This is a genomic window from Frankia sp. RB5 (genome assembly GCF_059816245.1).
The window spans coordinates 1-20,756 of the sequence record NZ_JCBATA010000061.1 but is presented as its reverse complement, the minus strand read 5'-3'; the positions used below and the strand labels follow the sequence as shown (position 1 = coordinate 20,756).

The 20,756-nt window shown below is 73.4% G+C and carries 16 protein-coding genes and 1 pseudogene; 9 read left to right on the top strand and 8 right to left on the bottom strand.

Features of this window, described 5'->3' with window-relative positions; genetic code table 11:
* Positions 1 to 9: 9 nt before the first annotated feature.
* The gene (locus AC6EXY_RS25910) at positions 10 to 330 is read left to right on the top strand and encodes a hypothetical protein (protein WP_101830400.1); all 321 of its coding nucleotides are present in this window, start codon (positions 10 to 12) and stop codon (positions 328 to 330) included.
* Here AC6EXY_RS25910 and AC6EXY_RS25905 read toward each other — a convergent pair.
* Entirely contained in the window at positions 327 to 2,120 is a 1,794-nt protein-coding gene (locus tag AC6EXY_RS25905) for an SDR family NAD(P)-dependent oxidoreductase (RefSeq protein WP_499818376.1), read from the bottom strand. The two genes, AC6EXY_RS25910 and AC6EXY_RS25905, sit on opposite strands and share 4 nt — an antisense overlap.
* Before the next feature lie 275 nt (positions 2,121 to 2,395).
* Positions 2,396 to 2,812, bottom strand: coding sequence for a hypothetical protein (locus AC6EXY_RS25900; RefSeq protein WP_101833139.1), 417 nt, complete (start codon positions 2,810 to 2,812; stop codon positions 2,396 to 2,398).
* 180 nt (positions 2,813 to 2,992) lie between these two features.
* Here AC6EXY_RS25900 and AC6EXY_RS25895 point away from each other — a divergent pair, with 180 nt between their 5' ends.
* Positions 2,993 to 3,964 carry an alpha/beta hydrolase gene (locus AC6EXY_RS25895; RefSeq protein WP_499818375.1) on the top strand — a complete coding sequence of 324 codons (972 nt, stop codon included), beginning with the start codon at positions 2,993 to 2,995 and terminating at the stop codon, positions 3,962 to 3,964.
* Positions 3,965 to 3,992: 28 nt separating this feature from the next.
* Here AC6EXY_RS25895 and AC6EXY_RS25890 read toward each other — a convergent pair whose 3' ends face one another.
* Positions 3,993 to 4,871 (bottom strand): P1 family peptidase, encoded by an 879-nt coding sequence (locus tag AC6EXY_RS25890; protein ID WP_499818374.1) that lies wholly within the window; start codon positions 4,869 to 4,871, stop codon positions 3,993 to 3,995.
* 155 nt (positions 4,872 to 5,026) lie between these two features.
* Here AC6EXY_RS25890 and AC6EXY_RS25885 point away from each other — a divergent pair, with 155 nt between their 5' ends.
* From AC6EXY_RS25885 to AC6EXY_RS25870, 4 genes are all read left to right on the top strand, one after another.
* The gene (locus AC6EXY_RS25885) at positions 5,027 to 5,293 is read left to right on the top strand and encodes a WXG100 family type VII secretion target (protein WP_101833137.1); all 267 of its coding nucleotides are present in this window, start codon (positions 5,027 to 5,029) and stop codon (positions 5,291 to 5,293) included.
* A 43-nt stretch (positions 5,294 to 5,336) separates the two neighbouring features.
* Positions 5,337 to 6,335: a hypothetical protein gene (locus tag AC6EXY_RS25880; RefSeq protein ID WP_133150760.1), complete on the top strand. Its 999-nt coding sequence runs from the start codon at positions 5,337 to 5,339 to the stop codon at positions 6,333 to 6,335.
* Complete coding sequence (locus AC6EXY_RS25875) at positions 6,335 to 9,724, top strand: FtsK/SpoIIIE domain-containing protein (protein ID WP_499818373.1); 3,390 nt, start codon at positions 6,335 to 6,337, stop codon at positions 9,722 to 9,724. Before AC6EXY_RS25880 ends, AC6EXY_RS25875 begins: the two co-directional genes overlap by 1 nt.
* 150 nt (positions 9,725 to 9,874) lie before the next feature.
* Positions 9,875 to 10,561, top strand: coding sequence for a DUF1998 domain-containing protein (locus tag AC6EXY_RS25870; RefSeq protein ID WP_243407338.1), 687 nt, complete (start codon positions 9,875 to 9,877; stop codon positions 10,559 to 10,561).
* A gap of 106 nt (positions 10,562 to 10,667) precedes the next feature.
* Here the strand turns inward: AC6EXY_RS25870 and AC6EXY_RS25865 are convergent, their stop codons facing one another.
* The 3 genes from AC6EXY_RS25865 to AC6EXY_RS25855 form a co-directional block, all read right to left on the bottom strand.
* Positions 10,668 to 10,931 (bottom strand): hypothetical protein, encoded by a 264-nt coding sequence (locus tag AC6EXY_RS25865; protein WP_133150614.1) that lies wholly within the window; start codon positions 10,929 to 10,931, stop codon positions 10,668 to 10,670.
* A gap of 68 nt (positions 10,932 to 10,999) precedes the next feature.
* A complete protein-coding gene (locus AC6EXY_RS25860; protein WP_499818372.1) occupies positions 11,000 to 12,295 on the bottom strand; it encodes a type II toxin-antitoxin system HipA family toxin in 1,296 nt (431 codons plus the stop codon).
* On the bottom strand, positions 12,292 to 12,552 hold the full coding sequence (locus AC6EXY_RS25855) for a helix-turn-helix domain-containing protein (protein WP_165818300.1): 261 nt from the start codon (positions 12,550 to 12,552) through the stop codon (positions 12,292 to 12,294). Before AC6EXY_RS25855 ends, AC6EXY_RS25860 begins: the two co-directional genes overlap by 4 nt.
* A 193-nt stretch (positions 12,553 to 12,745) precedes the next feature.
* Here AC6EXY_RS25855 and AC6EXY_RS25850 point away from each other — a divergent pair, with 193 nt between their 5' ends.
* The gene (locus AC6EXY_RS25850; RefSeq protein ID WP_499818371.1) at positions 12,746 to 14,293 is read left to right on the top strand and encodes an MFS transporter; all 1,548 of its coding nucleotides are present in this window, start codon (positions 12,746 to 12,748) and stop codon (positions 14,291 to 14,293) included.
* Complete coding sequence (locus AC6EXY_RS25845) at positions 14,277 to 14,879, top strand: acyl-CoA-like ligand-binding transcription factor (RefSeq protein WP_101831045.1); 603 nt, start codon at positions 14,277 to 14,279, stop codon at positions 14,877 to 14,879. Before AC6EXY_RS25850 ends, AC6EXY_RS25845 begins: the two co-directional genes overlap by 17 nt.
* A gap of 117 nt (positions 14,880 to 14,996) precedes the next feature.
* Here the strand turns inward: AC6EXY_RS25845 and AC6EXY_RS25840 are convergent.
* Positions 14,997 to 17,573: pseudogene (locus AC6EXY_RS25840) on the bottom strand (tetratricopeptide repeat protein); the annotation flags it as partial.
* Between the two features lie 374 nt (positions 17,574 to 17,947).
* Between AC6EXY_RS25840 and AC6EXY_RS25835 the strand changes: the two are divergent.
* Complete coding sequence (locus AC6EXY_RS25835) at positions 17,948 to 19,201, top strand: GDSL-type esterase/lipase family protein (protein WP_133150612.1); 1,254 nt, start codon at positions 17,948 to 17,950, stop codon at positions 19,199 to 19,201.
* Here the strand turns inward: AC6EXY_RS25835 and AC6EXY_RS25830 are convergent.
* Positions 19,162 to 20,598, bottom strand: a complete 1,437-nt coding sequence (locus AC6EXY_RS25830; RefSeq protein WP_499818370.1) for a DHA2 family efflux MFS transporter permease subunit — start codon at positions 20,596 to 20,598, stop codon at positions 19,162 to 19,164. The genes AC6EXY_RS25835 and AC6EXY_RS25830 overlap by 40 nt on opposite strands.
* Positions 20,599 to 20,756: the final 158 nt, after the last annotated feature.

The window sequence follows — 20,756 nt, the reverse complement described above, 5'->3', positions numbered from 1 at the left end:
GTGACCGGCATGGCATCGGTACCCACTGCACCCGTCGTCGCCGCCGGGCTGGTCGGCGGCTACTCGGTAGCCCGTCTCAGCGGGCATCGTGAACTGGGCGGGGTCGTGCTCGCCCTCGGCGGAGCGGTCTGCGGTCGCTCCTGGCTGCGCCAGCGCGGCCCCACCCTGACCGGCGTGCTGCTCGGCACGTACACGGCGGCCTTCGGCGCCGCCCATCCCCTGGCGAAGAAGCTCGGCGCCTGGCCGTCCGTCCTCGCCGTCACGGCCGCCGCGTCGACCGCCTCCTACCTCCTCGCCGACCGCCCCGCCAGCCGGTCGGAAGCGCGCTAGGCGAAGGGGTCGAGGGCGTCGCGGAGGGCGTCGTCGGTCCAGGTGCCGAGATCGGCGCCGGCCAGGGACAGGGTGGCGGCCGGGCCGGGATGGGTGCGCAGACCGATCCAGCCTGGTCGCAGGACCAGTTCGGCGCCTGCGAGCGGGAGGGCGTCGTCCGCGGCGACGAGCCGTGCGGCGAGCTCCGCGAGCGGGACGGCGTCGGCCGGATCGGCACTCTCCCCGCTGATCGCGAACGCGACGAGCCGGGCCGGGCCGCCGGCGGGCGGGGCGCCGTCGTGGTCGGCCGGCAGCGCCGCCGGGGTGTCGTCGACGCAACGGGCGAGCTGGGTGACGGCCTGGGCGGCGCTGCGTCCACCCGGTGACGTCGCCGGCACGATGTGCACGATGCGCAGCGGCTGGCCGCTCGTCGCGGCGTGCCGCGCGGCGGCGCGGGCCCAGGCGGCGTGGGTGAGGATCGCGCCGGCCGTCCCGGCATGGCTGGCCAGCACCGCCTGCCAGTCCACCGCCGAGCCTGGCCCGCCCCCGGACGCGGTTTCGCCGGACGCGGATACGCCGGACGCGGATACGCCGGACGCCGGTTCGCCCAACCCCAGGACACCGGGGGCGGCGTCGGGCGTGTCGAGGCCGTGGACGACGATGACCGCGTCGAGCCCGGCGCCGGTCGGGGACGTCGCCGCGGCCCGGCGGATGCCCTCCTCCGCGGCCATGAAGCCGGCCACCGGGTCGGGGCCGCCGGACACGCCGACCGGGACGACGACGGTGGCGTGACCCCAGGGGGTCAGCGCGGCCGAGAGCCCGTCGGCGAGGTCCCTGTCGTCGCAGACGACGAGACAGGTGCGGCCGGAATCGGCACCGGTCGCGGCCGTGGGTGCGGCGGCGGCGTCCAGCGGGCCGAAGCGCGGGTTGGAACCGCCGGTCGAACGCTGCTGCTCGTGGGCCGGGGTGAGCACGACCGGGCCGAGGGTGGGCAGCGCGGCGGCGGCGCCGACCCCACCCGTCGCGAACGCCTCCACCAGCCGCGGCGGCGCGATCAGGGACAGTTCCGGGCCCGCCGAGAAGATCACCCGTCCACGGCACCAGCCGAACGCGTCGCCGGCCATCCGCGCCGCCGCCGGGGCCATGTGCTCCGGCTGCGGCATCGCGGACAGGTCGAGGCCGCCGGGGTCGGCGCCGGCGAAGGCGAGGCTCGCCCGGACCATCCGCGTCGCCGCGATCGGCGACAGCGCGTTGACCGACACCCCCGCCGGCATCCGCGGCCCGAGCTGCCAGGTCAGCGCGGCGACGGCGCGCTTGGCCGCCCCGTAGGCGGGGCCGTCGACGGACGTGCGGGCGAGCCCGACCCCCGAGGAGACAGCGATGAAGCGACCCCGGCCGGCCGCCACCATCGGCGGCAGCGTCGCGGCCAGCATGGTGAGGTGCCCCCGGATGTGCACGTCGAGGACGATCGCCCAGTCCTCGGCGGTGCCGTCGACGATGCGGGGGAAGCGGATGGCACCGGCGGTGTTGACGACGGCGTCGAGGGTGCCGTGGGTGGCGAGGGTCTCGTCGACCAGTTTCTGGATGGCGGCCTCGTCGGTGACGGAGATCGCGGCGGCGATGGCCCGGCCGCCCTGCGCCTCGATTCGCTCGACGGTGTCCTGGGCGGTCGCCTCGGCGAGCGGTTCGCCGCCGACGCCGCTGCCGTCGTCGACCACGATCACCGTCGCGCCCTGGCGGGCCAGCTCCAGGGACACCTCGGAGCCGATTCCACCACCGCCGCCCGTCACGATCACCACGCGACCCCGCATCCGACCAGCCTCCTCCACCCGTGACAGGCCTCACACGCTAATGAGTGTCCCGATTCGTCGTCAACGGGCAGCGTCGTCCGGGTCGCCCCTGACCTGCTCTGTCAGGTCATCGACGGGATGGTGGGAACCCTCGGGCCCGGTCGGTCCGAGGGTTCGTCCGCAAGCGTCGGGAACAGTGGGGCGGAGAGGAACAGTGGGGCGGAGAGGAACGGTGGGGCGGAGAGGAACGGTGGGGCGGGAAGGAACGGTGGGGCGGGAAGGTCAGCCGGCGGCCGTCAGGGGCCGGCACCGACGGTCGCGGTCACGGCGCGCAGCAGATCGCCGAGCCGGTCCCAGGCGGAGCGGGCGGCGACGGCGTTCTGCTCGCTGGGCGGCGCCGAGGCCAGCAGTTGCACGGTCTTGACCGCCGCGTACAGGTACAGCGGACGGCCCCGCCACACCGTGAGGAGGGGATAGGTCTCGTCCAACGCCCGGTGCACGACCCGGCGCAGGGGAATGTCCGGGCTGCGCTGCCCGATGTCCATGCGGTGCAGGATGGTCACGGCCGCGTCGATCTCGTCCATGTCCGGGACCCAGATCCCGGTACGCAGCGCCTGCAGGGCCTCGTCGTACGCGTCCGCGGCCGCCACCACCGGGTACCCGCCACCGTGGTGCACGGGGGGCGGAGCCCAGTCGTCGTCATCATCGGTCACTCGACCACCGTCCCTCACGGACGGCCCGCTGGGACAACAAGTGGGGAGCCCCATAGCGGCCGAACAATGCATTTGGTTAACGCTCACCATCGCTGACGGGCGCACCGCGTCGGCCGCTCGACCGGGCGCCGTGCGACGGCCGCGCGGGGACGAACCGCGCCAGCTGGGATCATCGGCGCCATGCGACCGAGCAGGCGAACCCTGGTGATCACCGCCCCGGCCGCCGCGGCCGCGACCCTCGTCAGCCTCGCCGCCGGCTGTGCCTCCCCGTACGACCGGCCCGATCCGACCGCCACCTCCGGCGGCTCGCCCACACCCCGCTCCCCCACCACCGACGTGCCTACCACCGGCGCGACCACCGCCGGCACTACCACCGCCGGCACGGCCACCGGCACGGGGACGGGCGCCGGCATGGCGGCGGGCGCGGCGACGGCGTCCGGGCCGGCCGTGGTCACGGCGACGTCGTTCGCCAGCGCGGCGCGGCGGCGGCAGGTCAGCATGGTGGTCGTCACCCCGTCCGGTGGCGGTCGGGGCCTGCCGGTGTGCGTCGTCCTGCACGGCCGCGGTGACAACGCGCGCGGCGCCGTCGGCCTGCTCGGCCTCGACGTGCTCCTGCCCGCGGCGATCCGCGCCGGCGCGCCACCGTTCGCCCTGGTCACCGTGGACGGTGGCACCGCCTACTGGCATCGGCGCGCCTCCGGCGACGATCCGGAGGCGATGATCCTCGACGAGGTCCGCCCGCGGCTGGCCGCCACCGGGCTGCGCACCGACCGGCTGGCCCTGATGGGCTGGTCGATGGGCGGCTACGGCGCGCTGCTGCTCGCCCGGCGCCATCCGGACCTCGTCGTCGCCGCGGCCGCGAGCAGCCCGGCGATGTGGCGCGGTTACGGCGCGAGCGCCCCCGGTGCCTTCGACTCGGCGGCCGACTTCGCCGCCCACCGCGTCCTCGGCACCCCGCCGGCGCCCGGCGTCACCTACCGCATCGACTGCGGCAGCGCCGACCCGTTCGCGGCCGTCTCCCGCCAGGCGGTCACCGACCTGCGCCCCGCGGAGCACAGCCTCGGACCTGGCGGCCACACGCCCGAGTACTGGCGCTCGGTCGCCCCCGCCCAGCTGGCCTTCGTCGCCGGCGCGCTGCGCCGCGCGGCCTGACCCGACGCCCGGTTCCCCGCCGCCATCCTCAGCGGGGCGGGTCCACCGAGCGGATGGCGTCGGTGACGGCGACGAGGGCGAGCAGGCGGACCAGGTCGACATCGGCCTCGAGGCGCCCGGTGGCGGCGGCGACGAAGGCGTCCCCGTCGTAGCGGGTGTGCGGCGGGATGATCGCGCGGGCGAGACCATCGTGGGCGCCCTGGGCGACGAGCAGGCAGCCGCCCTTGTCGAGGCGGGCGTTGGTGACGACGACGCCGATCGTCGTGTGCCGACGACCGGGGCTGAGGTCGAAGGGATGCCAGCCCGAGGTGACGGTGTCAAGGGACATCGGGCCGCTGCCGTGGTCGACGTCGCCGTAGGCGTTGACGACGCACAGCGCGGCCACGACGAGCTCGCCGGCCCGCCGGGCGGCGTGGCCGACACCGCCGGGGCGGCGCAGCGCGGGTCCGCGCCACTGGCTGACGCACGCGCCCGTGCCCGCCCCGATCCGTCCGCGCAGCACCTGCTCGCCGGCGCAGGCCCGCGCGGCCTGGTAGCCGGCCTCGGCGCCCGGACGGGCGGTCGGATCGCCGACGGCCAGGTCGAACAGGGCCAGCGTCGGCACGATCGGCACCGGACCGCCCGCCGTCATCACCCCGCGGCCCCGCTCGGCGTAGTAGCGCATCGCCCCGTCCGCCGCCGCCAGGCCGAACGCGGACCCGCCGGTGAGCAGCACCGCGTCGACGGACATCACCGCCATCGACGGCGCCAGCACGTCGAGTTCCCGCGACGCGGGCGCCCCGCCGCGCACCTCCCGCGACGCGACGGTCCCCTCCGGCAGCTCCACCACGGTGCAGCCGGTGAGCCCCACCGGGTCGGTCCAGTGCCCGACCCGCACCCCCTCGACCCCGATCCCGATCCCGGCCATCCCTGCGAGCCTCGCACGCCCAAGATCCGGGCGCCAACCCGGCCCGCCTTCCGCCGGATTTTCCGATAATGCGCTGCGTGACCGATCTGATGCTGTAATGATCGAGCGGGCCATACCGGCGGCGGGTGGCGACATCGGGGAAGAGGGTGTTTCGGATGTCGGGTGTACATGCCGATCCGGAGGAGCTGCGGGATTTCGCGACCCACATCGGCCGCTTCGGCACCACCGTCGGCGACGAGATCAAGGGCCTGCGGACGCATTTCGACGGGCTTGACTGGCGGGACGCGCAGCAGGCCCGCTTCGCCACCGAGGTCGAGGAGGTGACGGGCCGCTTCCGCGACTTCCTCGTCACGGCGAACGAGATCGCGACGAAGCTGCTCGGCAAGGCCGGCCCGCTGGACGAGTACCTGCGCGGCTTCTGACCGGCAGCCGCGGCACGAGACCATCGGGGGGTGGATGGCGGTGGTGCTGGTAGTCGCCGATCCGAGCGTGCTCACCGCGCATGTGGCGCTGCTCGCGACCGCGATCGCCCAGGCGGGCGGGATGGTGCTCGACGCCGTCGCCACACTCGACGACCTGCACGGGCGCGGCACGGAGCATCTGCGTGCCCGGCGGCAGGCGCTGGAGCAGGCCCGTCACGCGGTGACGCGATGTGAAACGTCGTACGACGAGGCGCGGGACGCCCGCGACGAGGCCCGCCGGAGGCTGGAGCAGGCACAGGCAGCTCTCGCGCAGGCCCAGGCCGCGCTCGCGCAGGCCCAGGCGGCGGCTGCTGCCGCCGCGTCGCGCTCGGGCGAGGGGGGCGGCGGCGGCTCGGGCTACGGGTCGTCGAGCGGTGTCGCCGCCGCCCAGGCTGCCGTCGACACGGCGTACGCGGCCGTCACCGCGGCCCGGTCGGGGTATGAGGCCGCCGGCCAGGCGCTGACCCGCGCTCAGGATGCGCTGGAGCGGGCCCGCCGCGCCCGCCACGCCGCCGAGGAACGGGTCGAGGCGGCCAGCCAGCTGATGGTCCGCATCGTCGACGTGGTCCAGCTCGGCCAGGCGATGGCCACCACCGAGGGGATGTTCCACGAGCTGGCGGTCGACGCGACCTTCGTCCTCACCCGTCGCGTCGACCTGCTCGAGACCTACCTCACCGACCCGCCGGGACGGGTCGGCCGGGAGCGGGCCGGATGGGCGCCCGCCGCCTGGGCGGGAGGGCGTTCGCAGCCGTCGTCCGGCAAGGGCAAGGGCGGGGGCGGGGGTCGACTGCTCGGCATCCTGACGCTGCTCCTGGACCTGCTGAGCCTGTTCGGCGGCAGTCTCGACGCGCTGACGCGATCCTGGACGGATCTGCCCGGCCGGCACTACCTGGAGTACTTCGGCGCGCCGATGCTCGCCGCCCTCACCGAGATCCACCAGCTGTCCGCGGCGATCGACGGCGACCTGGTCGGCATTCACCGGGGCTTCGGCGAGGGCGCGTGATGACGAGCGACGGCGGCTGGGCGGCCGGCGGCCCGCTCCTGGACCGGCTGGACCGCATCCGTATCGAGGTCACCCGGGCGCGCCACGAGTGGGACCGCGCCGTCCGCGAGGCCGACGAGACGCTGGCCCGCCGTGGCGAGGAGCTCACCGAGGCCCGCCGGCGCACCCAGGCGGGGCATGCGGCCTGGCGGGCGCATCATGTCGGCGAACTGGTCGCCGAGGCCCGCGAGCTACTCGGCCCGCGGGTCAGCCTGTGGGAGGCACAGGAGCGGGCGGCGACCCGGGGGGAACCTCCCGGCCGCCACAGCGCCGACGCGGGCGGGGGCGGGCGCGCGGCCGAGGGCGGGGCCGGCGACGCGGCAGGCAGTCCGCTGACGGCGGCCGTCGACGATCTGGCGCTGGCCGTGAGCCGGCTCCGCTCGCCGTTTCGGCGCAAGCGGCTGTGGATCGCGGTCGCGGTCGCCGCGGTCCGCCGCGCCGACGCGTTGATCGCCCGCGCGGACGCCGGGGCCGACCAGCGTCGCAAGGTCGCCGTCCAGCAGGCGTCGGACGTGCGCGACGAGGCCGTCGAGGCCGCGGCCCGGACCTGGCAGCACGCGCTGGCGCAGCTGTCACTGGCCATCGCGGCGGCCACCGCCGAGCTCGACGGGTACAGCCCGCCGGCCGGCGCGGACTGGAGCGGCTGGAGGCCGGTCGGCCACCCTGTCGAGGGCCTACGGCTCGGCACCCATCTGCTGGCCGGGGCCGACGGGGAGCGGATCGGCGTGCCCGCGCTGTTCCCGTTCCCCGCGACGACGAACCTCGTGGTGCGCGCGTCTCGCGGCAACGCCGCGCATGCCGACGCGGTGCTGGGCCTGGTCAGCCGGATGCTGGCCTGCGTGCCGCCCGGCCAGCTGCGGCTGTCCGTCGTCGACCCGCTGTCGCTGGGCAGATCGGTGCGGTCGCTCGCCGGGCTCAACTCGGACGACGTCCGGTTGATGGACGATCCGCTCATCGACCCGCGGGCGGTCGAGGACAAGCTCGGCGAGCTGATCGGGCGGATCAGCCGCGTCGACCGTGACCTGCTCGGCCCGCACCGGCTGACCTCGCTCGTCGAGTACAACCACCGGTCCAACGCCCGCCCCGAGCCCTACCACGTTCTGATCATCTTCGACTTCCCCCGCGGTTTCACCACGCCGGACAGCCTCACCCGGCTTGACCAGGTGATGACGAACGGCCCGCACTGCGGCATCTACACGGTGCTCGTGCTCACCGGCGACAGCGAGGACCATCCGCACCATCTGGCGCTCGACGCCGGCGGACGGGCGAGCACCGGTCCCGCCGCGTTCGCGCCGCCCGCCGTCGGCGCCTGGGACCTGGAGCTGGAGCATCCGCCGGAGCCGACCTGGGAGGCGTCCGCCCAGCTGCGCACGATCGTCGAACGGGTCGCGGACCTCGCCCGCGACGCGAACCGGGTCGTCGTCACGCTCGACTGGCTGCTGTCGCTGGTGCCGCCCGGCGCCCGCCCCGAGGTCGGCGGGATCCCCGGCGTCACCCGCACGGTGCGCGTCGGTGACCCGGGCACCTGGTGGCAGGCCGACGCGGCCGCGGGCCTGGTCATTCCGCTGGGCACCTACAGCCTGGACGACGTGCTGCCGATGTGGCTGGGCGAGGGGGGCCGCCACCACGTGATGGTCGCCGGGATGACCGGCTCCGGGAAGTCGACCCTGCTGCACACGATGATCTCGGCCGCGGCGGTCCTCTACTCCCCCAAGGAGCTGGAGCTCTACCTCATCGACCTGAAGCAGGGCGTCGAGTTCGCGGAGTACGCCACCCGGTCCCTGCCGCACGCCCGGGTGGTGTCCATCCACAGCGACCGGGAGTTCGGCCTGGAGGCGCTCAACCGCCTGTTGACCGAGATCGATACCCGGGCGGCTCTGTTCAAGAAGTACGCCGTGGTGAGCCTCGCCGCCTACCGGCGAGCCCGCGCCCTCGCCGTCTACCAGGCCGAGGACGAGCAGGCCGCGGCCGGCGTCGAGGCCGATCCACTGCTGGCCCGCATCCTGCTCGTCATCGACGAGTACCACGTCCTGTTCGACACCGACGACGACATCGCCCGCCGGGCCACCGAATGCCTGGAGACCCTCACCCGGATGGGCCGCGCCTACGGCATCCACGTGCTGCTCGCCTCGCAGACACCGAGCAGCCCCGTCCGGATGGGCGACTCGATGCGCCAGATGGCCGTGCGCATCGCCCTGCGCTGCGACGACCAGACCAGCCGCCGCATCCTCGCCGAGAACAACCCCGCCGCCACCGAGCTGCGCCCCCAGGGCGAGGCGATCTACAACCCGAGCTTCGGCCAGGTCGGCCGGGACAGCCGCTTCCAGGTCGCCTTCCACGACGAGTCCCTGCGCGTCGCCACCCTCGACGCGCTGCGCGACCGGGCCCGCGACCTGCCGTCCAACCGGGTTCCGCAGGTGTATGACGGCTACCGTCCCGGCGACATCACCCGCGACGGCGAGTTCACCCGCCTGGCCACCGCTGGGGCTGGGGCTGGGGGCGGGTCGGCGGCGTCGCCGTCGCGTGCGTTGCGGCTGTGGCTCGGGGAGCCGATGGGGCTGGCCGGGCCGGTGTCCGTCGAGCTCGCGGCGCGGGCGCAGCGGGGCCTGTTGGTCATCGGCGAGGATGACGAGAACGTCGGCGTGATCGTCGCCGTCCTGACCTCCCTCGCCGCCGCCGGCGTCGGCCGCGGCGGCCCGCCCGGCGCCGACACCGTCTCCGACGCCGTCTCCGTCGTCGACTTCACCCCGCCCGACCACCGGTACCCCACAGTGCACGACGAGCTGACGGTGCTGCTCCCCGGCCTGCGCCACCTCGGCGGCGGCGCACACCTCGCCCACCTCGAGGAACTGGCCGAACTCGCGGAGACCCGGGCGGCCGACGACGACCTCACCGTCGACCTCGTCGCGGACAGTCGCGTCGTCATCCTGCACGGCCTGCACCGCGCCCGCGGCATCGCCCAGGCCCCCGGCGCGTGGAAGGCCAGCGGCCTCGCCGTCCCGCTCGGCACCCTGCTTCAGCAAGGATCCGACACCGGCATCTTCGTGATCGCCACCCTGCCCGCGGCCGGCGTGCGCCGCGTCAGCCGCGAGATCCTCAACGAGTTCGGCGTCGTCCTCACCCACCGCTACGGCGAGTCCTTCGACGAACGCATCAACGCGCTGGCCGGCCGCCGCACCGCCCGCCTGCGCGCCGGCCAGGCCCTCCTCGTCGACGACGGCACCCCCACCCGCCTGCGCCCCTACACCATCCCACCCCCCGGCTGGCTCAAGGACTTCGCCCGCACCCTCGGCGACCGCGACCGTCTCCGCGAGCATGTGATCATCGACGGCGACGACCGTTTCCCATAAGCCGCCTATCGGGCCCACTTCCCGCCGGCGGGAAGTAGATGCGGGGGTCAGCGGCACCGTGTCGCGAACTCGCGGCCCCCTGCCCGCTTTGCCCCGGATTACGCGACACGGACCGCCGTGACACTGCCAGAACGCTGCCACCAACGAATCGTGCGGCGCCCTCCGGCGACAGTGGTCGTCCATGGTTTCGGCGCCGAGTACGTCCGCCAGCTCGAGGTTCGCTGGGTGAACGTCGGCCGCACCGTCGAGCAGGGCGCGCAGCGCCTCCTCGCCGGCGTGGAGGTACGGGCGCCGCTGTTCGTGACCTGCCCCGGCTGCGGCGTCGTCCCGACCGCCCAGCCAGGCGTGCGCGACGTGCAGGGCGCGCGCCACCGCGCCTGGTGCCCGCACAGGACGGCCATCGACGTGCCCTGGGCGGAGGTCGCCCTCGGGCGGACGCTGCGCACGCAGGGGGTGCGTATCCTGCTGCCGCCGCAGTTCACCCTCGACCACTTCGCCGGCCCGTCGTTCCGCGCGGCGCTGCTGCTGGGCCTGCGGGAACTGCTCGGCGGCGCGCCCGACCATCTCGACGTCCTCGAGGTGCACCTGCCCGTCGACGGCCAGGACCGCACCGCGCTGCTGCTGCACGACCGGGTGCCCGGCGGCACCGGCTACCTCGCCGACCTTGCCCGCCCCAGCCGCGTCCGCGAGCTGCTCACCGGCGCGCTGGCGGTGCTGCGCGGCTGCGACTGCGCCGACGACGGCCTGCTGGCCTGCTCCCGCTGCCTGCTGCCGTTCACCCCACCGGGCCTGGTCGAACGCACCTCGCTCTCAGCCGGCTGTGGTCACCTACAGTGACTCATTCCGCCGCTCGCCGCTCCAGAGCGGCGCTGTGAAAAACTCCGGTTCTGAAGAGGGCCACGACAAGTCCTCCAGCAGCACGTCAATCCGGAGTCGGCCGACGTCAGTCCGCGGTGTCGTTCTGGCCGGTGATGAACGCGTCGGCGGCGATGGCATCGGCGACACTCGCGCCAATGATCAGAGCAGCCGGAAGGGTCGAGTCCGCCAGCTTCTCCGCCGCCACGCGTGGCAGCCGAAACGTCGCGACCGCCTCACCTGTGTCGCCGCGGGCGACGAAGAGGACCATGTCATCGGGCAGCGGGTAGGCGGTTGCGGAGGTTGCAACCGGCGCATCGTCAACCAGTCGACGGATACTGCCATCCTCCACGGGCAAGCTCCTCCATCATCCGTTCTGGGCAAAGGTGCTGGGCAAAGGGAGGTGCAGAGACTAGCTGACTACCGTGGCGAGGGTGCGATCGGGTCGTCGAGACGTTCTCTCACCTGGTCGGTGTGCCGTGCGATCGGGTCGAGGGAACGGCGTCGCACGTCGTTCGCCTCCGCTGTGCCCACGGCGGTCAGCGCGTCCGAGAACGCGTCGGGGAACGCCTCCGCCATCGCCCTGGCGGTGTCGCGGTACTCGTCGGTTGGGATACCGAGGATGGCCGCCGCCTTGTCCCAGTGCTTGCCGAGGACCTGGCCGAACTTCCGCCGGCCCCCGATGCCGATGGCGACCTCGCGCAGTCCTGCGTCGCCACTGTAGGGAAGGCTGGTCGCGAGATCATAGAGTGGCGCCACGCGAATGTCTTCGGGCAGCAGCAGAAGGGAGATGTTCTTCGCGTGGCCGTCTGGCGCACCGGCGACGTAGTTGAACGCGACGAAGGCGCCGAGAGCCGCTCTTCCCGCGGCTCGATCACGCGCGTTCTGCTGAACGATGCGAACGAGGTCCCGCAGTCCCGGGCCGCCGTGCGCCTCGTACTTCTTCGTCGGCAGCCGTCCACTGGCCGAGCAGAAATCCTCCTGGTGGAGGCGGACCACCGCCTGGTCCTCGAGGACCAGGCGATCGTAGCGCTCGATGACGATCGCCGGCTCGCCTGATCCGAAGTAGGTGAATTCGGTGTGGGCGACGTCAAGTCCCAGTGCTTGCGCCGCCCGCATCGTGGCGTGTTCGACGAGCGCCTGATGATGGAGGCGCCCGATCCCGGGCTTGATGACGTGCGTTGTCGCCGCGGAGCCATGGGCCTCGTGCCATCCGGTCGGAAGCTTCGCGAGCGCGAACTTCGACTGCTGACCGGGCAGCGACCAGTGCTCGTCCGGCAGCGTCCACGACGCGGCGTCCTCGGTACGCAAGGCCCGGATACGACCGGCAATGTCCTCATCGCTGACTGGACGCGTCTCACCCCCGCGCGACCGCATCTCGTCGACCGCATCAGGTAGGCAGAACTGGACGGCCCCGGGGCAGTCCCAACCCATCTGCGCCAGGATCGCCAGGGTGTCGTCCGGGGCGACGCCCAGGAGCCCGCCCCAGCGCTGACGGGTCCGCGGATCCTCCGGCAGCACACCTTCGAGAAAAGCTCGCACAACCGATCCTCGGTAGGCGCTGCTGGCGAGCGCCATCCGCACGCCGAGAGGCACCGAGCCCGTGGCGAGATAGGAGGGCTCGTAGGTGAACTCCGGTTCGGCCGACTCGGAGCTCTGAGTGACGCGCCCGACCACCTCGTCCTGCATGACGACCAGCAGAATCTTGGTGGTCATCGACGCCTGTCCCGCTCGGCGAGGGCGTCGAGCACACGCCGCTCGCCGTCGGACATCGCGCGTTCCCGCAGGTCCAGGCTCAGACCGAGGGCGCCAAGCACACGGAAGACCGGCTCGATGCTCGCCGCGGGATGACCGTTCTCGAAGCGGGCCAGCCAGGCGCGGGAGACGCCCGCCCGGGCGACGAGGGCCTCCTGCGACAGCCCACGCTCCTTGCGGGCCGCCCGCACCGCAGTGCCGAGCTGCCGCGCGTTCACGATGTTGACCGCCACGGTTCCCGTCAGGTCTGCCTCCCCAGCGCATCAGATCTGTCCACGTCCGTAGACACTACCCGACGTCTACGAACGTGGACAGCCAACCCTCGGCCCGTCTGGAGTACGAGTGGACACCCTAGAAGAAGTGGGGGTTACAATTTTTTGGAGGTAACCGCCATTAGTTGGGAGCTGTCACATGGGTGCGGTGGGGACACGGCGGTGGTGGGCGTTGGGGGCGGTCAACCTGAGCGTGCTCGCCGTCGGCCTGGACGGCACGGTCCTGTCGGTGGCCCAGCCGACGCTGGCGACGGCGCTCGACGCGTCGCAGTCCGACCTGCTCTGGTTCTCCTCCGGCTACCTGCTCGTGCTGGCCGCGGCGGTCCTGCCCGTGGGCCTTGTGGGTGACCGGTTCGGCCGGCGTGCGGTCCTGCTCGCCTCGCTGGCGCTGTTCGGCCTGGGATCGGTGCTCTGCGCCTACGCCGCATCGATCGGGATGTTCCTGGCGGGACGGCTGCTCCAGGGCCTGGCCGGCGCCGGTATCACGGTGATGGCCCTGTCGGCGCTGGTCGTCCTGTTCGACGAGCGGGAACGACCGAAAGCCGTGGGGATCTACCAGGCGGCGAACTTCGTCGCCCTCCCGCTCGGCCCGATTCTCGGCGGCTGGATGCTGTCACGGTTCTGGTGGGGCTGGGTCTTCCTGCTCAACGTGCCCGTGGTCGCGCTCGCCGCGTTGATCGGCTTCGTCCTGATCCCGGAGTCGCGGTCGACCCAACGCCCTGGTCTCGACCCGGTCGGCACGGTCACATCCGCGGTGGGACTCGCGATGGTGATCTACGGTCTGGTGCGCGCCGGGGAGCGCGGCTGGGGCAGGCCGGACGCGGCGGGATCGATGGCCCTCGGAGCTGTCGTGGTGGCCGGGTTCGTCTGGTGGGAGCACCGGCTCGGTCGGTTGCCCGCCGGCCAGCCGCTGATCGACCCGCGGCTGCTGCAACCTGGGCCGTTCCTGTGGGGGTCGGCGCTGGCCGCGGTCGCCGGCCTCGCGATGATCGGTGTGCTGTTCACGTTGCCTCAGTACTTCCAGGGCGTGCAGGGAACCGACACCCTCGGCAGCGGCGTGCGCCTGCTTCCCCTCATCGCCGGTATGGTCGCCGGTGCCGGACTTGCCAGCCGCCTGGCGGAGGCGGTCACCGCACGGGTGGCGACCGCGCTGGGATTCGTCGTCCTGGCCGCTGGTCTCGCCCTGGGAGCCACCGCCACCCCGACCTCCAGCACCGCGTTCACCGCTGGCTGGACGGTGCTCGTCGGCGCGGGAACCGGACTGGCCCTCGCCGCGGCGACCGCGGCGGCGCTGGCCAGGCTGTCGGCCGAACGCAGCGGCACCGAATCCGCCGTCGTACAGGCGTTCAACAAGACCAGCGGCCCGCTCGGCACAGCGATCACAGGCAGCATCCTCGTCGCCGTCTACCACGCCCGACTCGACAGGGCCGGCCTGCCGGCGACGGCGGCCGAGAGTGCGCGCCGGAGCCTCTACGACGGCACCGCCGCGACGGCCGGCGTGCCCGGACTGCACCGGGCAGTCCTCGGGGCGTTCGTCGACGGGATGAGCGCCGCGTTGCTGGGGTCGGCCGCGATCGCCACGCTCGGCGCCGTCATGGCCGTGGCCGTCCTTCCCGGCCGTCGATCCCGTAGAACGGAAGCCGGCCAACCGACCGAGGAAGGGACCGCCGATGCCGTCGCGCACTGACCGGGCAACACCCGGACTGCGAGAACGCAAGAAGGCAAGGACCCGGGCCGCCATCCAGAGCCACGCCCTACGGCTGTTCCGCGACCAGGGCTACCAGGCCACGACCATCGAACAGATCATCCACGCCGCGGAAGTCTCCGAGACGACGTTCTTCCGCTACTTCCCCACCAAGGAGGGCGTCGTCCTCCAGGACGACCTCGATCCCCTGATCATCGAGGCATTCCACCACCAACCCCCGGACCTCTCACCTGTCCAGGCGATACGGGCCGCGATCCGCCACCAGTTCGACGCCCTCACCCCCGACCAGAGACAGGCGATACAGGAACGCACATCGCTCATCGTCGCCGAGCCCGCCCTGCGCGCCGCCATGCTCGACCAGATCTCCCAGGCCACGCTCCTGCTCGCGGACGCCATCGCACAACGCACCGGGCGCCCGAAAGACACTCTCGCCGTGCGCACCATCGCCGGCAGCGCCATCGGCGCCATGCTCGCCACGCTGCCCGCCCTGGCCGACGACCCTCACGCGGACCTGCCCGCCCTCGTCGACGAGGCACTCGCCTACCTGGAAGCCGGACTGCCCGTTTGACGCAGCGCCCCGAACCGATGCGCCCAACAGCCGAGCCCCGGATGGCACCACGCGGCAGGAACGGCTCGATACTCGGCGCAGGATGACCGTTCTCGAAACGGGCCAGGGCCAGCCATGACCGGTATCGGTGGTGTGCTGCCCGTAGAGGGCACGGACCTCATCGAGAGTGAAGTCGTTCAGCCGCAGAGACGTCACCGTGATGTTGAAGGGGCTCGGTGAGGTGAGCCTGGTCGGATCCCCGCCGGAGGCGACCTTGTATTCGCGGACGTCACGAAGGCCGCAGAGGGCGATCGACGAGGGAAAGCCGGAAGGCCGGTCGCGATAGCCGTCGCGCAGTTGACCGAGGATGCTGAGCAGGGTCCGCCCGCTCAGCGCGTCAATCTCGTCGAGGAACAGCACCAGCGGCTTCGGGCAGGCCTCGGCCCAGGCGGCGAACGCATCGGACAAGAGCACCTCATCCCAGCTGTCCGGCCATGGCGGGGGACGCAGATCGGCCGGCAGGTTGGTCCGCGCGGTGCGCCTGGCGCGTCCGAGGATCGCCCGGCTGGCCGCACCGACGTCATCCGGCCAGGGGCGCCCGGCCTCCATCGACAGCACGATCGCCGCGTAGCGACCGCCGGCGGTCAGATCCGCGGCAAGGGCCTGCAACGCTGTCGTCTTGCCGGTCTGCCGCGGGGCGTGCAGGACGAAGTAGTTCTCCCTGGCTACCAGGACGGGCACCTCGGGCAGCCGCTCGGACGCCGGGATCATGAAATGCCGGCCCGGCACACACGGCCCAGCCGTCCCAAAGCTGCGAGTTACCATCCACCTCTCTCCACACTCCGCGCGACTGATCACAACCGTTTCGCGGGCTGCGAGCGTGGTGGGGTGGTCGGGGCCGTGGAGGCGTTCGTGGGCGGTGGCGGCGCGGGCGGCGAGGGGTTCGGCGGTGGCGGCGTGGCCGTGTTCGGTGAGGTAGGCGGCGGCGTGTTCGGCGAGCCAGGCGGTGTGGGGGGTGTCGGCGTCCGGTGGGGTGGCGTCGAGGGTGGCGAGGGCGTGGGGGAGGAGTTCGCGCCAGGCGGGCCAGGCGTCGGGGGTGGCGGTGATCCGCTCGGGCAGGGCGGTGTGCAGCAGGCGGCCGAGGGCGTCGACGAGCTGGTCGGCGTGCTCGGGGCTGGTGTCGGCGCGGACGGCGGAGCGGACCAGGACGTGCATGCCCAGCGCGGAGCCGTCGCGGTGGGCGAGGCCGGCGCGTTCCACCTCGGCGACGGTGTCGGCCAGGTCGAACGGGTCGCGGGCGGCGGCGCGCAGCTCGGCGGTGGGGATCGCGTCGGGATCGGCGGTGAGCAGGCGCAGCGGCAGCGGGACGGTGCTGTCGCCGTGCGCGGCGAGGCGTAGCAGCTCGCCGGCGGCGGGTGCGTCGGCGGCGAGGCGGCGGATCGGCTCGGTCCACAACGTGGCCGCCGTGACGCCGGGTCGGCCGGGCACCTCGCCCTGGCCGAGGACGACGAGCGGCCGTTCGACCAGAGCCGCGAGGTAGGTCTCGGCGGGGGCACGGGCGCGGTCGATGCGATGGGCCGCCTGGTCGAGTGCCAGGGGATGATCGCCGAGCTGGGCCGCGATCCGCCCGGCGGCCGTCCGGTCGACCGCAGGCAGCCGGTTGACGAGCAGGGCCACCGACTCCGCCCGTTCCATCGGCCCGAGCGGCACCACGGTGGCCGGCGCACCGTCCCCGTCCAGGCCTGCGCGCCAGGCCGCCCCGAGCCCGGTCCAGTCGTCGGCGCGTGAGGTCACCAGCACCCGGCCCGCGCCGGACGACGGCCGCAGCCAGCCGGGCAGCTCCGCGGGACCGGCCGCGTCGTCGAGGACCAGCAGCCAGCGCCCGTCGGCGGCGTCGAGGCGGGCCAGCACGGCCGCCGGTTCCGCGTGCGCCGGCAGGCCCAGCGCGGGCGCGAGGCCGCGCACCCGCTCCCCCACCAGCTCCGGGCGCCCCGCCGGCACCCACCACACCGCGTCGAAGTCCGCCCGTCGCGCCCGGACGTACTCGACGGCCAGGCTCGTCTTTCCGATCCCGGCCAGGCCCGTCACGGCGACCAGCGGGGCCGAGCCCATCGCGTCGCCGAGGCGTGTCAGCGCCCCCGTCCGCCCGACGAACGGCGCGGCCGGCCGCGGCACGTTCCACACGGCCGGCAGCTCCCCCGGAAACACCGTCCCACCGGCACGTTCGCGTCCGGCGGTTTCCGGGCGGGCACCGGAGGCGAACGTGCCGCCGTCGCGCGCCGTCTCCGGCCGGCGGGGTTCGCCGAGCAGCGCGCTGAACAGGGCCGCCCGCGCGGCCAGTTCGCCGCGGCCGGCCAGGTCGATCGGGGCGAGCTGCCCCAGCAGCCCGGGGATCGGCCGGTCCGTGACTCGGGCGACGAGCAGCCGGCGTTCCCCGTCGAGCACCCGCGGCGACCAGGCCGCACCCCACTCCGCCGGCGCCGTGGGTGACGCCAGATAGCCGTCCGAGGCGACGGCGATCGTCTGCCGCGCCTGCCGGATCACCCCGTCCAGCCAGGAGACACGGTGGGTGCCCGGCACGGCGTCCCACGCGCCGAACCGCACCCGGTAGCCGGCGTCCACCAGGGTTGTGGTGATCCACTCGGCCCAGCCGAGCCCGTCCTCGGCGCAGGACACGAAGACGTCGAGAGCGCGACCATCGCCCCCGCCCGTCACCCGAACAGGATCCCACAGTCACGCAAACCAGATGTGGACGGCCGAACTCCGCACACAGCGGGCCTGACGGGCAGGCCGGCTGGTCGGCGAGCGCCGCGCGCACACCCGCCGTCGAGGCCTCCTCCGGTGCCAGAAATCACGGCTACGCACGCGTTCCCCCCTGCTGGGGATGCTCGGGGATACCCGATCGCGACCAGAAAACCGAACAAAGTGCTCTTTCTTGACAGTTCGGACGGCCGCCCTTAAAGTCAATTCTCCGACGTCCTGATCCGCCGCTTTGCGGGCTTCCAGGAGGGCAGTTGACGAAGAAGTCGACGTATCGGCGCGCACGGCACAGTCGATACGCCCTCGTCCTCGCCCTCGCGCTCGCGCTGGTGTTCAGCTACCTGTCGGTCGCCGCGGCCCCCGTAGCGAGCGCGGCGCAGACCGGGATCGTGGAGCTGGCCGAATCCGCGGTGCCCGCATCCACGGTTCCGGCCACCAGCACCCAGGCGCCCGGCGGCACAACGCTGCTGGCCGGCCAGAGCCTGCGATCCCCGGACGGTGTTTGGTCGCTGACGATGCAGGACGACGGGAATGCCGTTCTGTATGGCCGCGGCCATGTCGCCAGATGGTCGACGGAAACGAACGGAACCGACGGTTCATCGCTCGAGATGCAGCCGGACGGAAACCTTGTCCTCTACGCGCCCGGCCGCCGCCCGCTTTGGGCCAGCGGCACGCAGGGCCATCGCGGCGCCTGGATGGAGCTGCAGAACGACGGCAATCTCGTTCTCTACGCTCCCGGCCGGGTCGCGTTGTGGGCGACCGGCACGCATCCCCGCACGACCTATGTGGCGCTGGGCGACTCCTATTCCTCGGGCGAGGGCAACCCGCCGTTCGATTCCGGCACGGCGACCCTGAAGGATCCCTGTCACCGCAGCCAGCAGGCCTGGCCACGCCTGCTGGGCGTCGAGGTTTCCGGCCAGATCGCCGCGAACGGCCACCTGGCCTGCTCGGGAGCAGTCATCGACGACGTCCTCAAACGCGGGCAGCATCCAGGCTCCATCGACGCGACGCCGCAGGTCACCCGGCTCGCGGCCATCAACAGCAAGACCCCGGTCGGCGTGGTAAGCGTGACGATCGGCGGGAACGATCTCGGATTCAGCCGCACGCTCGCGGCCTGTTTCCTGATCGCCTGCGTGCGCCATCCCGCGGATGAGGCGCCTCAGATCGATGCTGTCGCCACCCGGATCCGGCAGGAGGTCGTCCCCGCTATCAGGCAGGCCGCGCCTGAGGCCCGCGTCATCGTCGTCGGCTATCCCCGGATCGTTCCGCGGCCCGGCACGCAGATCGCCGGCTGCCGCTGGCTCTCCGCTACCGAGATCCTCCATCTGAACCAGGTCGAGGACTATCTCGACGGCCAGCTGCGCGCCGCAGCCACCGCGGCCGGCGCGACCTACGTATCGGTCGCCGGCGCGCTCGCCGGCCATGAGCTGTGCACGAAGGAACCGTGGATCTTTCCCATCGGCCTGTCCGGCGGGAACCTCCGCGGCCATCCCCTGCCCGCCGGCCAGCGCGCCATGGCCGCCATCGTGGGCACGCAGGCGGGTTATCCCATCCGCCCACCTGCGGGTACCCCCGCGGTCTGACCCGTCGTCTCGGCGGCGGGCTGCGGCGAGGCGGCGGGCCGGGTGGGGGTGGGGCGGGTCGGCAGGACGAGGGCCAGGCCGGCGAGCGCGGCGGCGGCGGACACGGCGGCGACCATCCAGTAGACGTGCAGGAACGGATCGATGCCGTCGCTCGGCGCGCGGTCGTTCAGCAGGAGTGCCAGGACCGCGACGCCCAGGGCGCCGCCGATCTGGCGGACGGCGACGTTGAGGCCTGTCGCGGCGGCGAAGCGCACCGGTGCCACGGACAGGGCGGCCGCGCTGGACACACCGACGCTGCAGGCACCGATCCCGAGGCCCAGGCCGAGGCCGCTGGGCAGCCAGGCGGTGAGGAAACGCGGTTCGGCGGGTAGCCACAGCGCGAGCGCGGCCGTCGTCCCCGCGAGCACCAGCGAGCCGGCGATGACCAGAGCGCGCGGGGAGGGTCGGCGGGTCAGCCTGCCGATGACGATGCCGACGATCGCGGACGCGACGGCTCCGGGCGTCATCGCCAGGCCCGCGGCGAGCTCCGAGTAGTCCCAGACGTCGATCAGATACAGGACGCCGAGCAGCAGCGTCGTGTAGAGGACCGCGCCGAACAGGAAGGAGACGACGTTCGCCGCCGCGTACGTCCGGCTCGACCACAACCCGATCTCCACCGCGGGGCTGGGATGGCCGGCCGAACGGCGCAGCGCCGCCGCCACCAGCACCGCCGAGCCGACCAGGCATCCGATCGTCGCCGCCGACGCCCAGCCCCAGGTGGACGCCTCGGTGACGCCGAGCACGAGCACGCCGATGCCGCCGGCGAGCGCCACGGTGCCGATCGCGTCCGGCCGGCGGGCCTCACCGCCGCGTGCGGCGGGCCGGGCGGATCCGGATCGGTGCCACCGCCAGCCCTGCCAGACGAGCCAGCCGCCCACGGGCACGTTGATGCAGAACAGCGCACGCCAGCTCATCGTGTCGACGAGCACTCCGCCAAGGGCAGGGCCGGCCGCCGCGGCGAGGGCTGCGGAGGCGCTCCAGAGCCCGATCGCCGCCGCCCGGCGTTCTGGCGGGGTGTCGGCGAGCACGAACGCGAGCGACGCCGGGATCAGCAGGGCCGCCCCGACGCCCTGCACCCCCCGCGCGACGAGCAGCGCCTCGAGTGTCGGTGCCACGGCGGCGAGCAGCGACGCGGCGGTGAAGACGCCCACCCCGGTGACGAACAGCGGGACCCGGCCGACGACGTCGGCGAGCCAGCCGGCCGGGGCGAGCAGGGCCGCGAACATGATCGTGTAGAGGGTGACGACCCAGGACAGCGAGGTGACACCGACGTGGAAGTCGCCGGCCAGGTCCGGGACGGCCAGGTTCGTGATCGTGGCGTCCAGGAAGGCGAGGAAGGATCCGCCGCAGGCGACCACCAGGGGCAGCCGGGAGGCCCGGGATGAGGTCGTGACTACTCCGACGGCTGAAGCCGCCGGCTTCTCAGGCGACTTGCGCGGCCCGAAGGGCCAGCCCGGCCCTCAAGATGTTGACCGCCGCGTTCACGTCGGCGTGCGCGGCGTGCCCGCACCGCTGG